The organism is Actinacidiphila epipremni (genome assembly GCF_012034175.1).
Lineage (GTDB): Bacteria > Actinomycetota > Actinomycetes > Streptomycetales > Streptomycetaceae > Actinacidiphila > Actinacidiphila epipremni.
In genome coordinates, this window is the sequence record NZ_JAATEJ010000015.1 from 171,002 (window position 1) to 190,570 (window position 19,569).

General features: G+C 76.0%; 21 protein-coding genes and 1 riboswitch. Of the genes, 10 read left to right on the forward strand and 11 right to left on the reverse strand.

From position 1 onward, the window contains the following. Window positions 1–5: 5 nt before the first annotated feature. Window positions 6–518, reverse strand: coding sequence for a GNAT family N-acetyltransferase (locus HCN08_RS19295; RefSeq protein ID WP_167984378.1), 513 nt, complete (start codon window positions 516–518; stop codon window positions 6–8). Window positions 519–603: 85 nt separating this feature from the next. Between HCN08_RS19295 and HCN08_RS19300 the strand changes: the two genes are divergently transcribed. The 7 genes from HCN08_RS19300 to HCN08_RS19330 all read left to right on the forward strand — a co-directional run bounded on the left by HCN08_RS19300 (window position 604) and on the right by HCN08_RS19330 (window position 6,337). Next, the gene (locus HCN08_RS19300; RefSeq protein WP_167984379.1) at window positions 604–1,437 is read left to right on the forward strand and encodes an exodeoxyribonuclease III; all 834 of its coding nucleotides are present in this window, start codon (window positions 604–606) and stop codon (window positions 1,435–1,437) included. 118 nt (window positions 1,438–1,555) lie between these two features. Continuing rightward, window positions 1,556–2,302, forward strand: a complete 747-nt coding sequence (locus HCN08_RS19305; protein WP_167984380.1) for a Mut7-C RNAse domain-containing protein — start codon at window positions 1,556–1,558, stop codon at window positions 2,300–2,302. A gap of 103 nt (window positions 2,303–2,405) precedes the next feature. Continuing rightward, a complete protein-coding gene (locus tag HCN08_RS19310; RefSeq protein WP_167984381.1) occupies window positions 2,406–3,053 on the forward strand; it encodes an ArsR/SmtB family transcription factor in 648 nt (215 codons plus the stop codon). 119 nt (window positions 3,054–3,172) lie between these two features. Beyond that, on the forward strand, window positions 3,173–3,901 hold the full coding sequence (locus tag HCN08_RS19315; protein ID WP_167984382.1) for an SRPBCC family protein: 729 nt from the start codon (window positions 3,173–3,175) through the stop codon (window positions 3,899–3,901). An 85-nt stretch (window positions 3,902–3,986) separates the two neighbouring features. Beyond that, window positions 3,987–4,679: an alpha/beta hydrolase gene (locus HCN08_RS19320; protein WP_167984383.1), complete on the forward strand. Its 693-nt coding sequence runs from the start codon at window positions 3,987–3,989 to the stop codon at window positions 4,677–4,679. Window positions 4,680–4,791: 112 nt separating this feature from the next. After that, window positions 4,792–5,736: a L,D-transpeptidase family protein gene (locus tag HCN08_RS19325; RefSeq protein ID WP_167984384.1), complete on the forward strand. Its 945-nt coding sequence runs from the start codon at window positions 4,792–4,794 to the stop codon at window positions 5,734–5,736. A gap of 211 nt (window positions 5,737–5,947) precedes the next feature. Further along, the gene (locus HCN08_RS19330) at window positions 5,948–6,337 is read left to right on the forward strand and encodes a nuclear transport factor 2 family protein (protein WP_167984385.1); all 390 of its coding nucleotides are present in this window, start codon (window positions 5,948–5,950) and stop codon (window positions 6,335–6,337) included. A 57-nt stretch (window positions 6,338–6,394) separates the two neighbouring features. Here HCN08_RS19330 and HCN08_RS19335 read toward each other — a convergent pair whose 3' ends face one another. From HCN08_RS19335 to HCN08_RS19345, 3 genes are all read right to left on the reverse strand, one after another. Then, the gene (locus HCN08_RS19335; protein ID WP_322974554.1) at window positions 6,395–7,498 is read right to left on the reverse strand and encodes a phosphatidylinositol-specific phospholipase C domain-containing protein; all 1,104 of its coding nucleotides are present in this window, start codon (window positions 7,496–7,498) and stop codon (window positions 6,395–6,397) included. 153 nt (window positions 7,499–7,651) lie between these two features. Continuing rightward, the gene (locus tag HCN08_RS19340; protein ID WP_167984386.1) at window positions 7,652–7,975 is read right to left on the reverse strand and encodes an AzlD domain-containing protein; all 324 of its coding nucleotides are present in this window, start codon (window positions 7,973–7,975) and stop codon (window positions 7,652–7,654) included. Continuing rightward, window positions 7,972–8,679 carry an AzlC family ABC transporter permease gene (locus HCN08_RS19345; RefSeq protein WP_456319012.1) on the reverse strand — a complete coding sequence of 236 codons (708 nt, stop codon included), beginning with the start codon at window positions 8,677–8,679 and terminating at the stop codon, window positions 7,972–7,974. The genes HCN08_RS19340 and HCN08_RS19345 overlap by 4 nt, the downstream gene beginning before the upstream one ends. 156 nt (window positions 8,680–8,835) lie before the next feature. Here HCN08_RS19345 and HCN08_RS19350 point away from each other — a divergent pair, with 156 nt between their 5' ends. Then, complete coding sequence (locus HCN08_RS19350; RefSeq protein ID WP_322974556.1) at window positions 8,836–9,420, forward strand: helix-turn-helix domain-containing protein; 585 nt, start codon at window positions 8,836–8,838, stop codon at window positions 9,418–9,420. A gap of 118 nt (window positions 9,421–9,538) precedes the next feature. Further along, the gene (locus HCN08_RS19355; RefSeq protein WP_167984388.1) at window positions 9,539–10,357 is read left to right on the forward strand and encodes a crotonase/enoyl-CoA hydratase family protein; all 819 of its coding nucleotides are present in this window, start codon (window positions 9,539–9,541) and stop codon (window positions 10,355–10,357) included. A 16-nt stretch (window positions 10,358–10,373) separates the two neighbouring features. On the opposite strand, the gene HCN08_RS19360 is transcribed toward HCN08_RS19355, so the two are convergent. The 4 genes from HCN08_RS19360 to HCN08_RS19375 all read right to left on the reverse strand — a co-directional run bounded on the left by HCN08_RS19360 (window position 10,374) and on the right by HCN08_RS19375 (window position 16,219). Next, complete coding sequence (locus tag HCN08_RS19360) at window positions 10,374–11,537, reverse strand: phosphoribosylaminoimidazolecarboxamide formyltransferase (protein ID WP_167984389.1); 1,164 nt, start codon at window positions 11,535–11,537, stop codon at window positions 10,374–10,376. Between the two features lie 48 nt (window positions 11,538–11,585). Next, window positions 11,586–11,670, reverse strand: a riboswitch (ZMP/ZTP riboswitch). Between the two features lie 220 nt (window positions 11,671–11,890). Next, window positions 11,891–14,563, reverse strand: coding sequence for an SAM-dependent methyltransferase (locus HCN08_RS36630; protein ID WP_167984390.1), 2,673 nt, complete (start codon window positions 14,561–14,563; stop codon window positions 11,891–11,893). 70 nt (window positions 14,564–14,633) lie between these two features. Further along, window positions 14,634–15,563: an alpha/beta fold hydrolase gene (locus tag HCN08_RS19370; RefSeq protein WP_167984391.1), complete on the reverse strand. Its 930-nt coding sequence runs from the start codon at window positions 15,561–15,563 to the stop codon at window positions 14,634–14,636. Between the two features lie 149 nt (window positions 15,564–15,712). After that, the gene (locus HCN08_RS19375) at window positions 15,713–16,219 is read right to left on the reverse strand and encodes an anthrone oxygenase family protein (protein ID WP_322974557.1); all 507 of its coding nucleotides are present in this window, start codon (window positions 16,217–16,219) and stop codon (window positions 15,713–15,715) included. Window positions 16,220–16,471: 252 nt separating this feature from the next. Between HCN08_RS19375 and HCN08_RS19380 the strand changes: the two genes are divergently transcribed. Continuing rightward, the gene (locus HCN08_RS19380) at window positions 16,472–17,458 is read left to right on the forward strand and encodes an AraC family transcriptional regulator (RefSeq protein ID WP_167984392.1); all 987 of its coding nucleotides are present in this window, start codon (window positions 16,472–16,474) and stop codon (window positions 17,456–17,458) included. 84 nt (window positions 17,459–17,542) lie between these two features. Here HCN08_RS19380 and HCN08_RS19385 read toward each other — a convergent pair whose 3' ends face one another. The 3 genes from HCN08_RS19385 to HCN08_RS19395 all read right to left on the reverse strand — a co-directional run bounded on the left by HCN08_RS19385 (window position 17,543) and on the right by HCN08_RS19395 (window position 19,489). Next, window positions 17,543–17,998, reverse strand: a complete 456-nt coding sequence (locus tag HCN08_RS19385) for an ankyrin repeat domain-containing protein (protein WP_167984393.1) — start codon at window positions 17,996–17,998, stop codon at window positions 17,543–17,545. Between the two features lie 9 nt (window positions 17,999–18,007). Next, window positions 18,008–18,496, reverse strand: coding sequence for a hypothetical protein (locus tag HCN08_RS19390; protein ID WP_167984394.1), 489 nt, complete (start codon window positions 18,494–18,496; stop codon window positions 18,008–18,010). Window positions 18,497–18,688: 192 nt separating this feature from the next. After that, window positions 18,689–19,489, reverse strand: coding sequence for a maleylpyruvate isomerase N-terminal domain-containing protein (locus tag HCN08_RS19395; protein ID WP_167984395.1), 801 nt, complete (start codon window positions 19,487–19,489; stop codon window positions 18,689–18,691). Window positions 19,490–19,569: the final 80 nt, after the last annotated feature.

Below are 19,569 nucleotides of genomic sequence, written 5' to 3' on the forward strand. Positions count from 1 at the left end.
GGCCGTCAGCCCCTGGGCGCCACCGGCAGCGGGGCCGTCAGCGGCTTGCCCATGCAGATGCTCAGCTCCTCGTGCCGGTAGTAGCCGAACTTCTTCACCGGGACATAGCCGCAGGAGGTGTAGAGCGCTATCGCCTCGGGCTGCCGCGAGCCCGTCTCCAGCACCATCCGGCGGCGCCCGGCGGCGGCTGCCGTCGCCTCCAGCTCGGCCAGGATCCGCCGCGCCAGGCCCTGCCCGCGCCGCTCCCGTACGACGAACATCCGCTTGATCTCCGCGTCCCCGTCCTCATGCCCCTCCGGCGACGCCTCCTGCGCACGCCAGCCGCCGCTCGCGACCGGCTCGCCGTCGGCGTCGAAGGCCACCAGGTACAGGCCGTGCGGCGGGTCGAAGTGGTCGGCCGCCATCGGCGTCAGATCGCCCTCGCCGTACCGCTCGGCATACTCCAGCTGCACCAGGCCGTCGAGCCGCACCGCGGCGGCGTCGTCGTAACGCGTCGTTCTGATCTCCACGACCGCCATCGTAGACGGTGGGTCCGACAATTCGTCGCACAGCAGTACGACCCGGGTTTTCCGCCGCCGCGGGGGTGCGGGTATCGTCCGTGCGGTGCCGACCACCGTGACCACCGTGAACGTCAACGGGCTGCGGGCCGCCGCGCGCAAGGGCTTCCTGCCCTGGCTGGAGCGGACCGCCGCCGATGTCATCTGCCTGCAGGAAGTCCGCGCCGAGCCCGACCAGCTCCCCGAGGAACTGCGCGACCCCGAGGGCTGGCACGCCTACCACGCGCCCGCCGCCACCAAGGGCCGGGCCGGCGTCTCCGTCCTGTCCCGGGTCGCGCCCACCGCGGTCCGCGTCGGCTTCGGCTCCGCCGAGTTCGACGCCGCCGGCCGCTACCTGGAGGTCGACCTGCCGGGCGACGGCACCGCGGGCGGCTCCGGGCCCGGCCTGACGGTCGGCAGCCTCTACCTGCCCACCGGCGAGGCCGAGACCGAGCGGCAGGACGCGAAATACCGCTTCATGGCGGAATTCCGCGCCCACCTCGACGCCCTGCGCGACCGCACCGCCGCCACCGGCGGCCACGCCGTGGTCTGCGGCGACTGGAACATCGCCCACGGCGAGGCCGACATCCGCAACTGGCGCGGCAACCGCAAGAACTCCGGATTCCTGCCCGAGGAGCGCGCCTGGGTCGGCGAACTGCTCGGCGCCGAAGGCGGCTGGACCGACGTCGTGCGCCTGCTCCACCCGGACGTCGAGGGCCCGTACAGCTGGTGGTCCTACCGCGGCAAGGCGTTCGACAACGACACCGGCTGGCGCATCGACTACCACCTGGCCACGCCGAAACTCGCCGCCGCGGCCACCGCCGCCACCGTCGAGCGCGCCGCGACCTACGCCGAGCGCTGGTCCGACCACGCGCCGGTCGCCGTCACGTACACCCTCTGACGCCGGCCCGGGAGCGGCCCGGGTGCGGTCCGGGTGCGGCAGGGGCGGCGGCCTGGCGGCGGCCGGGCGCGGGAAAAGAGCAGGCCGTGCCGGTGGGGCCGGTGGCATCCTGGGCGCCGTGAACCGACCAGAAGTCACCGTCCGCGTCCCCGCCGAGCTGCGCCTCTTCCTGCCCTCCGACCGCCGCACGGCGGCGCTTGCGCTCACCACGGACGGTTCGTCCTCGCTCGGCCACGTCGTGGAGTCGCTGGGCATCCCGCTGACCGAGGTCGGCGGCCTCGCCGTCGACGGCCGCGAGGTGCCGGCCCGGCACATTCCCGAGCAGGGCGAGGTCGTCGACGTCCGGCCGGTGGCCCGCCCGCAGGCCGTGCCCGGCGCGCCGCTGCGCTTCCTGCTGGACGTCCACCTCGGCACCCTCGCCCGGCGGCTGCGGCTGCTGGGCGTGGACGCGGCCTACGCGAGCGAGGACATCGGCGACCCGGCGCTCGCCGCGCAGTCGGCCCGGGAGCGCCGGGTGATGCTCTCCCGCGACCGCGGCCTGCTGCGCCGCCGCGAGCTGTGGGCCGGCGGCTACGTCTACAGCGACCGCCCCGAGGAGCAGCTCCAGGACGTCCTGGACCGCTTCGAGCCGGACCTCGCGCCCTGGACCCGCTGCGTCGCCTGCAACGGGCCGCTGCGCGACGCCGACAAGGACGCCGTGCGCGACCGGCTCGCCGCCGGCACCGAGAAGTCCTACGACGTCTTCGCCGAGTGCGCCGCCTGCGGCCGGGTCTACTGGCGCGGCGCCCACCACACCCGCCTCGCCGCCGTCGTGGAGCAGGCCCTCCACGACCACGCAGTACGCCGAGCCGGCCGTACGCCGTAGCAAACCGTGGCAAATTGCCGCGCCGTACCCGGGCCCCGCACGCTCCTCCACCGACAATCACTTCTTCCTGGACAAAAAAAGTTTTCGGTGCGAGGGTGGAGCCATGTGGGACGTGAGCGTGATCGAGGACGCCGAGGCGGCAGCCGTCTCGCTGGATCCGGTACGGGCCCGGCTGCTCGCCGAGCTCGCCGCGGGACCGGCGTCGGCGACGATGCTGGCCGGGCGGGTCGGGCTGCCCCGGCAGAAGGTGAACTACCACCTCAAGGCGCTGGAGAAGCACGGCCTGGTCGCGCTCGCCGGCGAGCGCAGGAAGGGCAACGTCACCGAGCGGTTGATGCGTGCCACGGCCGCCTCGTATGTCATCTCGCCGGCGGCGCTGGCCGCCGTGCAGCCCGATCCCGGCCGCTTCCGCGACCAGCTGTCGGCGCGCTGGCTGCTGGCGCTGGCCGCGCGGCTGGTCCGCGACGTCGGGGCGCTGGTCACCGGCGCCGACCGGGCCGGGCAGCGGCTGGCCACCTACGCGCTGGACGGCGAGGTGCGCTTCGCCTCGGCCGCGCAGCGGGCCGCCTTCGTCGAGGAGTTGACCGCGGGCGTCGGCGCGCTCATCGCCAAATACCACGACGAGGACGCCGAGGGCGGTCGCCCGCACCGCGTCGTCGTCGCCTTGCACCCCGCGCTGCGGCCCACCGCCGAGGTCACTGCCGAGGTGACCCCCGAGGTCACCGCCGGCGGCCCGCCCGCGCAGGACTGACCCGCCGGCACGGCTCGGGCCCCACCGCCGGGACCGGAACCGCGCACCGCAACCGCGCACCAGAGCCGCGTACCAGAGCCGCGCAACCGAACGCGACACCAGGAAGAAGAGGCACCACCATGTCCAAGCCGTTCGAGATCGTCCGTGAATTCGAGGTCGGGTCGCCCCCCGAGGATGTCTTCGCGGCCGTCACCACCGGTACCGCCGGATGGCTGTTCCCGATGGAGTTCGAGCCCCGGGTCGGCGGCGCGGCCGGCTTCGGCGGCACCCTCACCGCGTGGGACCCGCCGCACCGCGTCACCGCCCGCACCGAGTCGCCCGACGGCGTCCACGGTCAGACCCTCAACCAGCTCGACGAGCTCATCGAGCCCCGCGAGGGCGGCGGCTCCTGGGTGCGGTACGTGCACAGCGGCATCTTCGTCGACGACTGGGACAACCAGTACGACGGCGCCGACCGCCACACCGACTTCTATCTGCACACCCTCCGCCAGTACCTGGCGCACTTCAACCGGCGCCCGGTCGTCTTCGCCGCCGCGGACGGTCCCGCCGCGGCCGGCGCCCCCGACGCGTTGGAGCGCGCCGCCCGGGCCCTCGGACTGCCCGGGGACGCCGCGCCGGGCACGACCGTCGAGGCGGACCTGCCCGGTGCCGGGCGGGTGCCGGCCGTACTGGACTATCGGGACGCCTATTTCATCGGGCTGCGCACCGGCGACGCGATGTACCGCGTCTTCGGCCGTCACCATTTCGGGGCAACCGTGGGCCTCGCCGTCCACGACTTCGCCCCCGGCGCCGACGCCGCCCGCAACACCGCCGCCGCGGCGGTATGGCTTGCCCGCGCCTACTCCTGACGCGCCGCCAGGCCGCCCCGGCGGCCCCTCCGGGCCGTTCCGCGCCCCGGGGACCCGCCGCGGCGGGCGGGGTACGGTGGCGGTCATGGCGACTTACGTCCTCGTCCCCGGCGCCGACGGCCAGGGCTGGTACTGGCATCTGGTCGAGCCCGAACTGCGCGCCCACGGCCACACCGTGGTCACCGTGACGCTGCCGTCGCACGAGTCGGCCGGCCTCGACGCCTTCGCCGACGCGATCGCCGAGGCCGTACGGGCGGCGGCGCCGGCCCCGCCGCACCCGGTGGTGCTGGTCGCCCAGTCCCTCGGCGGCTTCTCCGCACCGCTGGCCTGCGACCGGATCGGCGCCGACCGCATCGTGCTGGTCAACGCGATGGTGCCGCGGCCCGGCGAGAGCGCGGGGGAGTGGTGGGGCAACACCGGGCAGGCCGACGCCAGGGCCGCGTACGCCAAGGCCGACGGCCGCGACCCGGACGCCGCCTTCGACGCGCGCACGGACTTCTTCCACGACGTCCCCGACGCCGTCACCGAGGAGGCGCTCGCCGCGCCTCAGGCGGGACCGCCCGCCGCGGTCTTCGCCCAGCCGTGGCCGCTGGCCTCCTGGCCGGATGTGCCGACCCGGTTCCTGCAGGGCCGTGAGGACCGGTTCTTCCCGCTGGAGTTCCAGCGGGAGGTGGTGCGCGAGCGGCTGGGCATCGACGTGGAGGTGCTGCCCGGCGGGCACCTGCCGGCCCTCAGCCGTCCGCGTGAACTGGCGGCGGAGTTGCTCAAAGAGGCGTGATGGCGCCCCGCTTCGGCCGACGATGGGTGCGAATGTGGATGTGCAGGATGAAACGGGCGTCCTTGGGGGCTGGGTGACGGGTGGGAGCCGGGTGTTTGCGAGGATCGTGCCGATGACTGCCACTCCCGCCGACGCGTACGCCGACCGCACGCGCGCCGCCGCACCCCGCCCCGAGGCCGCCGGCCTGCCAGGCGGCGGCACGGGCGGCGCCGAGGACCGTAGGCGCAACCGGCACCGCAGACCGCGCCGCCGCAAGTGGCGCACGGCGGTCGCGGTCGTCGCGGGAGCCGCGGCGGTCGCGGCGGCAGCCGCCGGCTATCTGGTCGTCACCGGCCACTCCTCCGGGGTGGCCCAGCGCGGCGTCACCGCCGGGCACGCGGGCCTGCCGGGTGCGGCGCGCGCCGCCGAGGGCCCGCCCGGCTCCGGTGCCGCGGGCGCGGCGCCGACCGTCTCGCCGCCCGGTTCGCTGCCGGCGATCAGCGGCCTCGGGCCGCAGACCCGCGCGGAGATCCCGGCCCGCAGCCGCCAGGTGCTGGTCGCCTCGGGAGAGGCGAAGGACTCCTCCACCAGCGTCGTGACGCTGTGGACGAAGACCGCGAACGGCCGCTGGCTGCCCGGCTCGGCGTGGCCGGCCCACAACGCGCTGCGCGGCTGGACCGACAACCACCACGCGAGCGACCTGCACAGCCCGATCGGCGTGTTCACCCTCAGCGACGCCGGCGGCTTCGAGCCCGACCCCGGCACGAAGCTGCCCTACCACCACTCCGCGAAATTCCGCGCCGGCGGCGTCGGCTTCGACGGCGAGCCGCTGGACGAGGCGTTCGACTACGTCATCGCGATCGACTACAACCGCGTCCCCGGCACCTCCCCGCTGGACGGCACCCAGCCGATGGGCGAGGACCGCGGCGGCGGCATCTGGGTGCACGTCGACCACGGCGGCCCCACGCACGGCTGCGTCAGCGTCTCCGCCGACCACATGGTCGACCTGCTGCACACCCTGCAGCCCGCCGACCACCCGGTGATCGTCATGGGCGACCGCGGCTCGCTGGCCTCCTGAGACGCCGCCGGTCCCGACGCCGCGTCAGCTCCCGGGCGGGGGGCGGCGAGCCGGGTTACTCCACCGGGAGTACGCCGTCCGGGCGAGGCCGCTGACCCGGGGAGTAGCCGGAAAACATACCGGGGGCCGATGTCACATCGCGGCCGGTCGGGGAGTCTAGAGGGCAGGACGGAGGGCCCGACGTCCCCGGGTGGCAAGGGAGGCAATCGGCATGGACGACGAACGGGAACTGGCCGAGTTCGCGCGGCGCTGGAGCGAGGCGGAGCTGCGCGGGGACGTGGCGGCGCTGGACGAACTGCTCACCGACGACTTCACGGCCGTGGGCCCGCAGGGCTTCGTGCTGGACAAGAAGCAGTGGATCGACCGCTATGCGTCGGGCGCGCTCATACACGACGCCTTCACCTGGGAGGAGGTCACGGTCCGCAGGCACGGGCGGGCCGCGGTCGCGGTGGGCGTCCAGGGGCAGCAGAGCGTCTACGACGGGCGTGACGCGGACGGCCACTTCCGCGTCACCCAGATGATCGTCGCGGACGGTGCACAGTGGAAGCTGGCCGCTGTGCACCTCAGCCCGACCGGCGGCCGGACCCCGCTGAACGACTGACCGTCACCGGGCGCCCTCGCAGCGAGCGCCCGGTGGGGAGCCCGGTGGAGCGGGGCCTCAGCCGCGCGGCAGCACCAGCGACTGGACCTGCGGCAGGCCCCGCCAGTCGTTGGAGGCCACCGTGGCGTGCGCCTTGGCGAGCTGGGCGACCCTGGCCTGCGCGTCGGCCGGCGCGGGGTTCACGTCGTCCAGCGCGGGCGCCACGTTCTGCGAGTCGGTCATGAAGAGCAGGTAGTGGTGGCTGTCGTACCAGGAGGTGTCGATACTGCCGTTCAGATACGTGGCGGCGTCACCGTCGAAGGCCACGAACCACGGCCGCAGGGAGGTGTCGGAGTAGCGGGTCCGGGGGTCGCCGGCCTGGGCGTTGTGGACCGAGGGGAAGACGTTGGCCTGCGCGGTCTTGCCCTGGCTGTGCAGGTCCCGCAGGTAGCCGGCGTACTCGCGGTCCGTCCACAGCGAGTCGGTGGGGTTGGCCTCCTCGACCGTGCCGGGGATGACCTCCAGCAGCACCTTGCCCGCGAGCTGCGCGCGGGTGGGCCAGTTGCCGGCGGTGGCGGCCTCGTCGAGCGTGGCGTACTGCCCGCCGCCGGGCTTGGCGAGCAGGTCGGCGGGCTTGAAGACCAGGCTGCCCAGGTGCGCGCTGATCGACTGGTCGAGCTTGGCGGGGCTCATCCCGAAGGTGGCCTGGAAGCCGGCCTTCATCTCCAGCTTGATGACGAGCGGGCCGTGGCCGGGGTGGGCGCCCAGCCACACCCGGACGTCGTCGAGGCAGCTCTCCAGGTCCTTGTTGGCGCCGCCGGTGTAGAGCTGGGCGGGGGTGGAGGCGTTGACGCAGTTGTTGCTGTTGCCGAGCGGGTTGGAGTGGCTGACTTTCCACTCCTGGGTGATGAAGTCGTCCCATACGTCGAGCTCGATCATCGACGTGCCGGTGTCGAGGGCCTGGGCGAGATAGCTGAAGGAGGCCGGGTCGTAACTGTTGTGCAGGCCCGACGTGGTGGTGCCGGACAGCGGCAGGGCGTCGGTGTCGGCGGCCGAGGCGCTGCCGCCGGGGCCGGCGACGGTGAGGGCGAGGCATGCCGCGAGCGCGCCGAGCAGCGCGGTGCGTGCGGTGCGCCGGGTGGCGGGGCGCATCGGAAGGCGGCGGGTGAACGGACCGGTCACGTAGTCCTCCTGTGGGGGTGGCTCTCCGTCAGGACGGTGACGCCCGTGTGTAAAGCGACGGAGACATGACACGTAACACGGCCTGCATAACTGCTGTCGCCTCCGAGTTCGGCCAACTCGGCGACGGGAGTGGCGGGATGTGATGCGTGGGGCTCAGGGCACGGAGAGGAGGCGGAGCAGGGCGGTGGTCGCCGCGGCGACCAGGACGACGGCGAGGAAGGGGGCCTTGCGCCAGGCGCACAGGGCGCCGGCGGCGACGCCGGCCGGGCGGGCGGGGCCGGTCAGGGAGTGGGCGTCGGTGAGCGCCGAGGTGGCGACGAGGGCGGCGAGCAGGACGACGACGGCGACGTTCAGCAGCCGTTCGGCCTGCGGCGGCAGGGTGACGCGGGAGCGCAGGGCCGGGCCGGCGAGGCGGAAGGCAAAGGTGCCGGCGGCCAGGACGGCGGTGGCGGCGAGCAGTTCGGGGGTGGTGCTCATCGGGGGCTCTTCTCGGTGGTGGGGGTGCCGGGCGCGGGCGCGGCGGTGCTGCCCGTGCCGGCCGGTCGGTCCGGTCGGTCGGCGCGGTCCCGACGGGCGGGGCGGGCGGCGGCGACCCCGGCGAGGGCGAGCAGGACGGGCAGGCCCGCGGGCAGGAAGGCAGTGGTGGCCAGGGCGACGAGCATGCCGGTGAGGGCGGCGCGGCGGGTGGCTGCGGTACGCAGGGAGGGGAGCAGCAGGGCGACGAGGACCGCGGGGAAGGCGGCGTCGAGGCCGAGGGAGTCGGTGTCGCCGACCGCGCGACCGCCGAGGACGCCGAGGACGACGCCGGCGTTCCAGGCGGCGAAGAGGCCGGTGCCGCACAGCCAGTACGCGGTGCGGCGGCGGGCGGGTTCGGGCTGGGCGAGGGCGAAGGCGACCGTCTCGTCGACCATCAGATGGCTGCCGGCGATCCGGCGCGGCCACCCGGTGCCGAAGACGTCGCCGACCGCGAAGCCGAAGGGGAGGTGACGGGCGTTCACCAGCAGCCCGGCGGCCACCGCGGCGGCCGGGTTGCCGCCCGCCGCGACCAGGCCGACGAAGAGGAACTGCGCGGCGCCCGCGAAGACGACCAGTGACATCAGCACGGGCAGCCAGGGCGGCAGGCCGAGGCCGACGGAGATCGTGCCGAAGGACACCCCGACGACCGCGTCGGCGGCGCACACCAACGCGATGTCCCGTGCGGGACCGGAGGAGGAGAGGGCTCGTATAGTTCGCCGTATCGAACGCATCGCCGTTTATGGTGAACACCGCGGCACTCGTTCGTCAAGGCGAACGTGCCGACTGATATACCGAACGAAGCCGAGAAGGGAGCGACCCTCGTGCCCGAGCCCGTGCCTGAGGACGAGAAACCCGCCGGCGGGCCGCCGCTCGCCGTGATCGCGGCCTCCTTGCAGCGGGAACGGCGGCGCGCCGGGCTGTCGTTGGCGGAGGTGGCGCGGCGGGCCGGGATCGCCAAGTCGACACTGTCGCAGCTGGAGTCCGGCACCGGGAACCCCAGCGTGGAGACGCTGTGGGCGCTCAGCGTCACCCTCGACGTGCCGTTCGCCCAGCTCGTGGAGCCGCCGCGGCCCCAGGTGCAGGTCATCAGGGCGGGCGAGGGCCCGGCGTTCGCCGCCGAGCGGGCCGACTACGTCGCGACGCTGCTCGCCTCGTCGCCGCCCAACACCCGGCGGGACATCTACCTGGTGACCGCGCAGCCCGGCAGTTCACGCGACTCGGACCCGCACATGCCGGGCGTCGTGGAGCATGTGGTGCTGAGCAGCGGGCGGGCGCTGGTCGGGGTCGCCGAGGAGCCGGTCGAGCTGGCGCCCGGCGACTACATCGCCTACCCGGGGGACATCGCGCATGTCTTCCGGGCGCTGGAGCCGGACACCCGGGCGGTGCTCGTCCAGGAACACCGCTGAGCCGCCTGCCCAACGCCCGCTCGCGGCTCGCGGCTTGCCGCTCCCGGCCGGTCGCCGGGCCGCCACGCCGCCATGCCGTCACGCCGCCATGTCCACCGACCCGCAGGGAGCAGCCGTCATGCCGGAAGAGCCCGAGGCCCCGCAGGCTCCGCAGGACCCGCAGCAGCCGCCCGCCGTACGGACCGAGCGCAACGGGCCGGTGACCACGGTGGTGCTGTCCCGGCCCGCGGTCCGCAACGCGGTGGACGGCCCCACCGCGCGGGCCCTCGCCGACGCCTTCCGGGCGTTCGACGCCGACGAGGAGGCGTCGGTGGCCGTGCTCTGGGGGGAGGGCGGCACCTTCTGCGCGGGCGCCGACCTCGCCGCGTACGGGACGCCGCGCGCCAACCGCGTCGTGGCGCACGGGGACGGGGACGGGCCGATGGGGCCCACCCGGATGCGGCTCGGGAAGCCGGTGATCGCGGCGGTTGCCGGGCACGCCGTCGCGGGCGGGCTGGAACTGGCGCTGTGGTGCGACCTGCGGGTGGTGGAGGAGTCCGCGGTGTTCGGCGTGTTCTGCCGCCGCTGGGGCGTGCCGCTGATCGACGGCGGCACGGTGCGGCTGCCCCGGCTGGTCGGCATGGGCCGGGCGATGGACCTGGTGCTCACCGGCCGCCCGGTCGAGGCCGCAGAGGCGCGGGACATCGGGCTCGCCGACCGGGTCGTCCCGGACGGCACCGCCCGGGCCGCCGCCGAAGGGCTGGCCGCCGGGATCGCCGCCTTCCCCCAGACCTGCCTGCGCCAGGACCGGCTGTCCCTGCTCGACCAGCAGGGCCTGGGCGAAGCCGACGCCCTGGCCGCGGAGCTGGCCCATGGCCGGATCTCGCTGGCCGAGGCCGCGAGCGGGGTGTCCCGCTTCACCGCGGGCGAGGGCCGGCACGGCGCCTTCGGCGGCTGAACCGCCGCCCCCGGGGTCAGTGGCGGAAGAGCCGCAGCCGGGTGTGGACGAGGCAGACGCCGTGCTCACGGCAGGCGTCGGCGACCTCGCCGGAGCGGATGGAGCCGCCGGGCTCGGCGATCCAGCGCACCCCGTGCCGGGCGGCGTGGTCGACGTTGTCGCGGAAGGGCAGCGCGCCGTCCGAGGCGAAGGAGACGCCGTCGAGCCCCGCCAGCCACGCCCGGCGCTCGGCGTCGCCCAGGTTGCAGGCGGGAGCGGCGAGCGCCCGGCCGAACCGGGCCCGCTCGTCCGCGGTCATGTCGCCCTCGACGAACCGCACCTGCCAGTTGACCCGCTCCTGCCGCCGTACGCCCGGCAGGAAGTCCAGCGCCCGGACGGCCGGATGGCGCCGCAGCCACCAGGCGTCCGCCTTCGCGCCGGCCAGCCGCGTGCAGTCCACCCGCGACTGCTGGCCCGCGCCGATGCCGAGCGTCACCCCGTCGCGTACGTAGCAGACCGAGTTGGACTGCGTGTAGCGCACCACCGCGAGCCCCAGCAGCAGGTCCGCCCGCGCCCCGGGCGGCAGCGGCCCGCCGCACACCGGGTCGTCCAGCAGCGAGGAGTGCAGCGGCACGTCGTCGCGCTGCTGGGTGAGCCGCAGCCCGTGCACCTCCCGCTCCTCCTGAGCCGGCGGCACGAACCCCGGGTCGGCCTCGACGACCAGGAAGCCGCCCTTCTTCTTGCGCCGCAGCGCCGCCACCGTCCCCGGCTCGAAGCCGGGCGCGACGATCCCGTCGCTCACCACCTGCCCCAGCAGCTCGGCCAGCTCCGCGTCCACCGGGTGCGAGACCGCCGCGAAGTCGCCGTAGGAGGACTTCGGGTCGGCGTCCCGGGCCCGTACGTACGCGCTCGCCAGCGGACCGGCGTCCACGCCGATGCGGTAGAGGGCCGCGGTCGCCGCGTCCAGCGGCCCGGCCAGCGCCGCGCCCGCCGGCGAGACATGCTTGAAGGACGCCGCCGCCGGCCGCCCCAGCGCCGCCGCGGCCTCCCTGACCAGCTGCCAGCCGCTCAGCGCGTCCAGCAGGTTGATGTACGACGGCTCCCCGTTCAGCACCCGCACCGGCCACACGTCCGGGCGTACGGGCGCGGCGCTCGCCGCGGTCTGCTGGGGGTTGGTGCCGTAACGCAACGGCAGGTGCATCCCGGGCCTCCTCGCGTCGGGAGCCCGGAACCCGGGCCCCGCGGTGGCGGAAGGCGCCCAGGCGGTCGACGCTCACGCGAAGGGACGGCCGCTCCCCGGTGGTTGCCCACCCTCGCCAGTCGCGGCCGGCACCGACTCTAGCGGAGCGGGCGGTGGGGTCCGTCGGAGCCCCCGCGCGCGAAGGCTCCGACAGACCGTGTGCGGTGTTCAACTGGCCGGTCGGGCCAGTAATACGGGGACTGAAAGGCTATGGCAGCCCGGCCCCCGGCGACCTTGGAGCCGAGCCCGCAATCCGGCTGGAATCATGCCGGGAACCGGATGAACCACACAAACCGGCCAATGGGCCCTGCCGGTCAGCCGACGACCCGCCCCACCGCCGCCAGCGCGTTCACCTCGCGCGGGTCGGGCACGGCCGCGCCCGGCTCCGGCCGCCAGTGCGAGGCGCACACGATGCCCGGCTCGACCAGCTCAAGGCCGGTGAAGAAGCGGGCGAACTCCTCCCGGCTCCGCGCCCGCGCCCGGGTGACGCCCGCGCTCATCATCGCCACCACCTTTGCCACCAGCTCCGGATGGAACTCCGTCGTGGTCTGCGACAGTGTCAGCATGCTGCCCGGCGCCAGCCGGGCCACCAGCGCGGCCACCCTGGCGTAGGCGTCCTCGTCCGGCACGAAATGCAGCAGGTTGTTCAGGCACAGCGCCACCGGCCGCCCGAAGTCCACGACCGCGGTCACCTCCGGCCGGTCCAGCAGCGCCGGCCCCTCGTAGAAGTCGCCGTGGACGTACGCGGTCGCGCCCTCCTCGGTGCCCTCCATCAGCTGCTCGGCGTGCTGGAGCACGATCGGGTCGTGGTCGACGTAGACCACCCGGGCGAAACGGTTCACCCCCTGCGCGATCTCGTGCAGGTTCGGCGAGGTGGGGATGCCGGTGCCGATGTCGATGAACTGGTCGACGCCCCGGCCCGCCACGAACGCCGTCGCCCGGTTGCCGAAGCCCCGGCACTCCCGGGACGCGGTCCGCACCGACGGGGCGAACGCGAGGATCTTCTCGCTCGCGGCCCGGTCGGCGGGGAAGTTGGTCGTGCCGCCCAGGAAGTAGTCGTAGACCCGCGCCGAATGCGCCGTCCCGGTGTCGATCACCAGCGCCTGCGCGCCGGCCGGCGCCGGCGTCGGCGCGGGCGCGTCCGCCGCCCGCAGCGCCGGGCCGCCCAGCGCCTCGTCGCGGAAAGCCGGGTCGCAGATCAGCAGGGCCAGCGCCATCTCCAGCCGCTGGCCCGGATGCCGCGTGACGTCCAGGCCGGTCGCCTGCCGGGCCCTGGCCATCCGGTTGTACACCGTCGACTGCGACACCCCCAGCTGCCCGCCCGCCGCCGTGGCGTCCCTGCCGTGCCGCAGCCAGGACGTCACCGCGGTACGGGTGTCCGTGTCCAGCCGGCCGACGACGCCCTGCGCCCACTGCCGGGCGCCGTCATGCCCCAGCGCCTCGCGCAGCGTCACCCGCTGGTCCACCGTCACCGGATCGGGCAGCGCCCCCAGCCGTACCGCCAGATACAGCACGGCGGCGTGCACGGTGTCCGCCGCGTCCAGGCCCACCGCTTCGGCCACCGCCCGCACATGCGCCCGTACGGTGTCGTCGTGCATGCCCAGCAGCCGTGACGCCTTCGACGGCCCCGACCACAGCGTCACCTCGGTCACCCGCAGCAGCTCCGCGCGCCGCGCGTCGTCGTTCTCCCGCAGGCCCTGGAGCAGCCGCTTGGCCCAGCCGCGGGCGTCCGCGCCCAGCAGCTCGGGCAGCGGCACCCGGCCGTCCCGGCCCTCCGCCTCGCCCGGGCCCGCCGCCGCCGACGCCCACGCGTGCTCGGCCGCCTCCACCGCCGCGCCGATGCCCTGCCACGGCGTGGTCGCGCTGCCGCCCGCCGTACGGCCCGCGACCGCCGACGTCACCGCCTCCAGCAGCGCCTCCAGCTCCCGCGCGCCCCCCGGATGGACCACCACGACCTGCCGGGACCTCCGCTCGGCCGCCCGCAGCTCCGACACCGGCACGATCAGCGCCCGCCCGCCCGCGGCCCGGTCGATCGCCACCGACAGCACCGCGGGCCCCTCGTGCGGCGCCGCCTCGACCAGCGCGACCGCGCCCGCCCCGGCCGCCACGAAGCCCGGCAGCACCGGCTCCAGGGTGCGCCGGGCGTCGGCGATGTGGCCGTCCATCAGCCGCCGCAGCGCCGCCGCCCGCAGCCGCCGCCCGGCCTGCGCGAAACGCATCTCCTGGCCCCGTACGTCGTCCGCCCACGCCGCCATCGCCGCGAACCGCGCGACCTGCGCCAGCAGTTCGGGCTCACCGGGCTCCCACGGCTCGGCGCGCTCGGCCAGCAGCACTGCCCCGGCGCTGTCGACGAGCACCACATGCCCGTGGTGCGGGACGTCCAGCGGCACCGGCGCGGGCGCCTGCCGCCGGCACTGCTCGGCGTACGCGGCCCAGTCCCCGCCGCGCCAGCCGTCCGGGTCCGCGCCCGCCGCCACCAGCCGCACCCGGGCGCCCAGCTGCCCGGCCGCCCACGCGGTGAGGGGCCGGGCGCCGGGTTCCGCCGACCGCAGGTGCCGCCAGCCGACCGCGGCGAGCTCGGCCATCCGGTCGGCGTGCCGGGCGGCCGACAGCGCCGCGCGCCCGTTGAGCCACGCCCAGACCTCCGGCAGGCCCGCCCGCCCCGAAGCCGCCGCCCCCGAAGCCGCTGGCCCCGAAGCCGCTGGCCCCGAAGCCGGCCCGGAGGGCGCCGGCACCGCGACCGGCACCGATATCGCCGCCGCTATCCGCTCCGCCAGCGCGTCGTCCCCGACGACCACCAGCCCCGCCGCCTTGCCGGCGATGTCGGCCAGCGCCTCACGCGTGCGCGGGTCGGCCGCCGACACCACGGCGAGCGCCCCGTCCACATCCGCCGGCGCGGGCCCGCCGTCGACGAGCACCAGCTGCCGCGCCCCGCCGGTCCACCCGCCCGAACCCACGGCGGCCAGCGGGGAGTCGGGTCGGGCCACGGCATCACGTAATGAGATCAGCATGTGCCGAGCATGGCATCGCGGCGCCGCCCGCACCGGCCGCTCGCCCTCAGTCCCCGGGCGCGTCCTGCCCCGCGGCTCCCACCGGCCCCGCCGCACCGGCCGCGCCGGCCGCGAGCCCGGCGGTGAAGTCCAGCAGCAGTGCCGCCGTACCCGCCGGGTCCTCCAGCACCGGCGTATGGCCGCAGTGCGGCAGCGCGTCGAGGCGCGCACCGGGCACCGCCGCGTAACCGGCGAAGGACGCCGGCTCCCAGCGGGCGTCCAGCTCGCCGTACACCACCTGGACCGGCTTGCCCAGCGACGCCAGCCGCTCCGGTATCGGGCGCCGCCCCAGATACGCCAGCGACGCCTGCGCGGTGGCGGCGAAGGCGTGGAAGGCCATGCCGCGCAGCTCGTCCACCAGCTCCTGCGGGACCGCGAAGCCCGGGTGGAAGCCGCTGCTCGCGAACCGCCGGATCTGCTCGTCGTCCGGCGGCCACTGCTCGGGCCCGATGCCGCCGCCGGCGCGGGCGGTGAAGGCGTCGAGCCGGGGCCCGGTGCCGACCAGCGCGAGCGCAGACACCAGCTCGGGGCGCTGCTCGGCGAGCGCGACGGCGACAAAGCCGCCGCCGGAGTGGCCCGCGACGACGGCCCGTGCGACGCCGAGCCGGTCCAGGACCGCGGCGGCGCGGCCGGCCTGCTCCTCGATCCCGTAGCCGCCCTCGGCGGGCTTGGCCGACAGGCCGTGGCCGAGCTGGTCGAGGCGGATCACCCGGTGCGCGGCGGCAAGTGCGGGCACCATCGCGTCCCAGGTGCGGGCGGAGGAGGCGGAGCCGTGGATCAGCAGCAGGGCGGGGGCGTCCTGCGGGCCGTCCTGGAGGACGTGCACCTCGCCGCCGTCCAGCGCCAGGAACGCCTCCTCGGCGGACGCGCCGGCGTACGGCTCCCCGGCGGTCGCGGTGCCGCCTGCCACGGATGAGTGGCCGTCAGGATTATTCATGGCGCCCATTGTCGGCGCCCGCGCCGCCCACCGGACTCGACGATTGCTCCGTTCCGGCCGGCCGCGCAACGGCCCCCGCGGACTCCGAGGACACGCCGGCCACCGCGGCCCCCGCCGCCCCGTGCCGGCGGGGGCCGCGGCCCGGGGCGTCACGCCCGGCCGGTGCCCGCCGCGACCCGCATCGCCCACGCCAGGCAGCCCAGCGCGGCGGTGCTGACGACGGTCCGCGCGGCGTTCCAGTGCACCCACGCGGACTCGAACCGCGCCCGGACCGCCGCGAGATCGTGGATACGCCCCGGGTCCCCGGCCCCGGCGAGCCGGTCGTTGAGCGGCACGCTGAAGCCCATGGTGATCACCAGCGACACCGCGTACAGCGCCACCCCGGCGACGATCCAGGGCAGCGCGGGCCGCCCGGCGCCGCCGCGGTGCATGACGGCGGCGACCACGCCGAGCACCAGCGCGCCGCCGAAGGCCAGGGTGAACCAGCCGTTGAGGATCGCCACGTTGATCCGCTGCATCGCCTCCACCAGCGTCCGGTCGCCGCCCCTGGCCAGGCCCGGCATCACGGCGACGGAGAAGGCGAAGTAGAGGCCGGCCATCAGGCCGGTGGTCAGCGTCGCGGCCAGCAGGACGAGGCTGCGGAGATCGCCGTGCACGGCAGCTCCTCGGGTCGGGCGGCGGTCGGGAAGGGGCGCGTACGGGCCCGGGTCGGCGGAGCCGGCGGGCGGCCGGTGCGGGTGCGGGTACTGCGGCGAGTGCTCTTGCGGGCGCGAGGCCTGCGGAGGGCGCGGGGTCGAAGGGGTCTGCGGCGGCTGCGTCATGACCACAGTCAATCCGCGCGGCCCCGCGCCCGGCCATCGCCGAGAAGCTCATCCGCATATGCGCGCGTCCACCCTAGAGTGGGGTGCATGGATGCCCTGGCGAACCTGCTGGACGGCCCCCGGGCCCGCGGCGCCTTCCTCCTGCGCTCGGTCCTCACCCCGCCCTGGTCGCTGGAGATCGCCGACGAGGCGCCGCTGACGCTGCTGTACGTGGTGCGCAACGACGCGTGGGTACGCCCCTGCGACGGCCCCGCGCGGCAGCTGCGCCCCGGTGACGTCGCGGTGGTCCGCGGCCCCGAGGCGTACACCGTCGCGGGCGACCCGCACACCGAGCCGCGGATCGTCATCCGCCCCGGGCAGGTGTCCACCACGACCGACGGCGTCGAGCTGTGCGAGCGGATGGACCTGGGCGTACGGACCTGGGGCGACGCGCCCGCCGGCGGCGACCACGCCGCGCCCGGCGCCGTGCCGCCCGAGTGCGGCGTGCTGGTGACCGGGACGTACCGGATGCGCGGCGAGGTCAGCGGCCGGCTGCTGTCGGCGCTGCCGCGGGTGCTGGTGCTGCCCGCCGACGCCTGGTCCAGCCCGCTGCCCGCGCTGCTCGACCAGGAGGTCGCCCGGGACGACCCGGGCCAGGAGGTGGTGCTGGACCGGCTGCTCGACCTGCTGCTGATCGCGGTGCTACGGGCCTGGTTCGCGCGGCCCGAGGCCGCCACGCCGTCCTGGTACGCGGCGCAGGGCGACCCGGTCGTGGGCCGGGCGCTGCGGCTGCTGCACGAGGAGCCGGCCCGGGCCTGGACGGTCGCCGGGCTCGCCGCGCGCACCGGCGTCTCCCGGGCCGCCCTCGGCCGCCGCTTCACCGACCTGGTCGGCGAGCCGCCGATGGCCTATCTGACCGGCTGGCGGCTGGCCCTGGCCGCGGACCTGCTGCGCGAGCCGGACGCGACGATCGCCTCGGTGGCCCGCAAGGTCGGCTACGGCAGCCCGTTCGCGCTCAGCGCCGCCTTCAAGCGCGTCCGCGGCATCAGCCCCCAGCAGCACCGCGAACGCGCCGAACGCGCCACGGCGTCCTGACCCCGCCCGCGCGCGAGCGGTACGGCAACGGTCCCGGGGCCCACCACCCCGGGCCCACCGCCCCCGGGGACAGCGGCCCCCCGCTCAGCCCGCGCCGAACAGCGCCAGCAGGTCCGCCTTGCCGAACATCCGGGCCGTGTCGATCGCCGACGGCGTGCCCGCGGCCGGGTCGGCGCCCGCGTCGACGAGCGCCGCGATGACGTCCCGCGCGCCCTTGAAGACCGCGCCGGCCAGCGGCGTCTGCCCCCGGTCGTTGGTGCGGTCGGCCTCCGCGCCGCGCTCCAGCAGCGCCCGTACCGTCGCGGCGTTGCCGTGGTAGGCGGCGAGCATCAGCAGCGTGTCGCCGCGGTCGTTGGTCAGGTCCGCCGGGACTCCCGCGTCGACGTACGCGGCGAGCCGGTCGGTGTCGCCCTGCCGGGCCAGATCGAAGACCTGCCCGGCCAGTTGCAGCACCTCGGGGTCGTGCGCGGGCTCGCCGGGCGCCTCGGGCTGAGGGGCGCGGCCGGCACTGGGCTCGGTCGGCTCGGTGGGCTCGGTCATGGGCCCACCCTATGCGGGGCACCGCCCGCTGAAGAAGGAGATCACCACGCGCTGCGGCGCGCCGTCACCCACCCGGATGTCCAGCGGCACGCACGCCCGCCCGTCCCCGGCGACGAAGAACGCCCCCAGGTAGGACGTCTGCGTCCCCGGGCAGCCGTGGAAGGTCACCGCGGGGGCCGGCGTCAGGCCCTCGTCGCCGCCGAACTCCAGCCCCGCGCGGGCCCGCTGCTCGGCGCCTATCGTCACCGTCACCGCGTCGGTGCCGCTGACGGCGGTGCCGATGAGGTAGTGCCAGCCGTCGGAGTTGTGCACGCCGTGCGCGCCCTGGTCGCCGCCCGACAGCGCCCGCAGGCCGTGCAGCGTCAGCGGCCCGACCCTGACGTCCTGCGGCCCGGGCGTGGGCGTCGCCGTCACCGGCGGCGCCCAGGGGCGGCCGGGTGTGCGGCTCGCGGCGGGGCCGCGGGCGACGGGCGCCGTCGCGCCGTCCAGGCACGTCACGGGACGGGGGTGGTCGATGCTGCCCACGGGTGGGCCGGGCGATGCGGTGGGCTGGGACGGCGGGGACGACGCGGCTCCGCCTCCGCCCCACGAGCAGCCTGCCGTCACCAGCAGCGCCCCACACGTCACAACGGCCGCCTGCCACACTCGACCTGACACGGGCATCACCCCTCTTATCAGGACGGTACGTGCTCAACCAAGCGGAGGCCAGACCACTAATTGCCGTATCAGCGCGGCGTCCCCGGTCACCCGCAGCGGGGCGTCCGCCCAGGGCAGCCGGCGGTAGAGCGCCAGCAGCAGATCGCTCGCCGACCCGGCCACCGTCGCGTCCGCCTCGGGCCGGGCGGCGCCCGCGGCGCCCCGGATCGGCGAGGCGCCCGTCGGGTCCAGGATCAGCGTCCACGCCCGGCCCTCGTCCGCGACCAGCGCGACCCGGGCGGGGGAGTGCGGCCAGCCGTCCATCGAGCCGAAGCCCACCTGCAGGAACTCGTCGACCGCGTCCACCGCGAGCGCCGCCGGCAGCGGCTGCGGCCCGCCCGCGGCCTCCTGCACATCCCTGACGTGCACCGCGGCCTCCTGAACGTGGTGCCGCGCCACCGCGCCCGCCGTCGACAGCCCGCCGGACTCCGCCCACCACGTCCAGCACGGGGCGTCAGGACCGGCCGCCCGCAACGCCCCGACCAGCACCCGGGTCGCATCCGCCGACCACTCCAGCAGCTCACCGGCCGCCAGCGCGCGCGGCACCGGCACCTCGGCCGGCGGGCGGCGGGCCGGCCCCGCGGCGACCGCGGCGGCCCACGCGCGCTGCGCGGCGCCGACATGCGCCAGCACGTCCGGCACCGTCCAGTCCGGGCAGGCCGGCACCGCCGCGCCCGCCGGCGCCGCGGCCACCGCCGACCGCAGCGCGGCCGAGCGGTCCTCGATCAGGCCGAGCCAGTCGTCGAACACCAGCGCCGCAGGCGGCGGGGGCAGCGGAGGCGGGGCGGTCGTCATACGTTCCGTTGTAGCAGCGCCCACCGACAATCCGGCCCCCTCGCGCCGGCCCCGCCGCACACACGCCGCGCACCCGCCCC

Bases quoted from the DNA above. Each gene is read 5' to 3' on its own strand.
- HCN08_RS19320 (WP_167984383.1), top strand. From the start codon at position 3,987: ATGGCGACTTACGTCCTCGTCCCCGGCGCCGACGGCCAGGGCTGGTAC.
- HCN08_RS19360 (WP_167984389.1), bottom strand. From the start codon at position 11,537: ATGCACCTGCCGTTGCGTTACGGCACCAACCCCCAGCAGACCGCGGCG.
- HCN08_RS19355 (WP_167984388.1), top strand. From the start codon at position 9,539: ATGCCGGAAGAGCCCGAGGCCCCGCAGGCTCCGCAGGACCCGCAGCAG.
- HCN08_RS19370 (WP_167984391.1), bottom strand. From the start codon at position 15,563: ATGAATAATCCTGACGGCCACTCATCCGTGGCAGGCGGCACCGCGACC.
- HCN08_RS19310 (WP_167984381.1), top strand. From the start codon at position 2,406: ATGTGGGACGTGAGCGTGATCGAGGACGCCGAGGCGGCAGCCGTCTCG.
- HCN08_RS19380 (WP_167984392.1), top strand. From the start codon at position 16,472: ATGGATGCCCTGGCGAACCTGCTGGACGGCCCCCGGGCCCGCGGCGCC.
- HCN08_RS19395 (WP_167984395.1), bottom strand. From the start codon at position 19,489: ATGACGACCGCCCCGCCTCCGCTGCCCCCGCCGCCTGCGGCGCTGGTG.
- HCN08_RS19295 (WP_167984378.1), bottom strand. From the start codon at position 518: ATGGCGGTCGTGGAGATCAGAACGACGCGTTACGACGACGCCGCCGCG.
- HCN08_RS19385 (WP_167984393.1), bottom strand. From the start codon at position 17,998: ATGACCGAGCCCACCGAGCCGACCGAGCCCAGTGCCGGCCGCGCCCCT.
- HCN08_RS19330 (WP_167984385.1), top strand. From the start codon at position 5,948: ATGGACGACGAACGGGAACTGGCCGAGTTCGCGCGGCGCTGGAGCGAG.
- HCN08_RS19315 (WP_167984382.1), top strand. From the start codon at position 3,173: ATGTCCAAGCCGTTCGAGATCGTCCGTGAATTCGAGGTCGGGTCGCCC.
- HCN08_RS19325 (WP_167984384.1), top strand. From the start codon at position 4,792: ATGACTGCCACTCCCGCCGACGCGTACGCCGACCGCACGCGCGCCGCC.
- HCN08_RS19340 (WP_167984386.1), bottom strand. From the start codon at position 7,975: ATGAGCACCACCCCCGAACTGCTCGCCGCCACCGCCGTCCTGGCCGCC.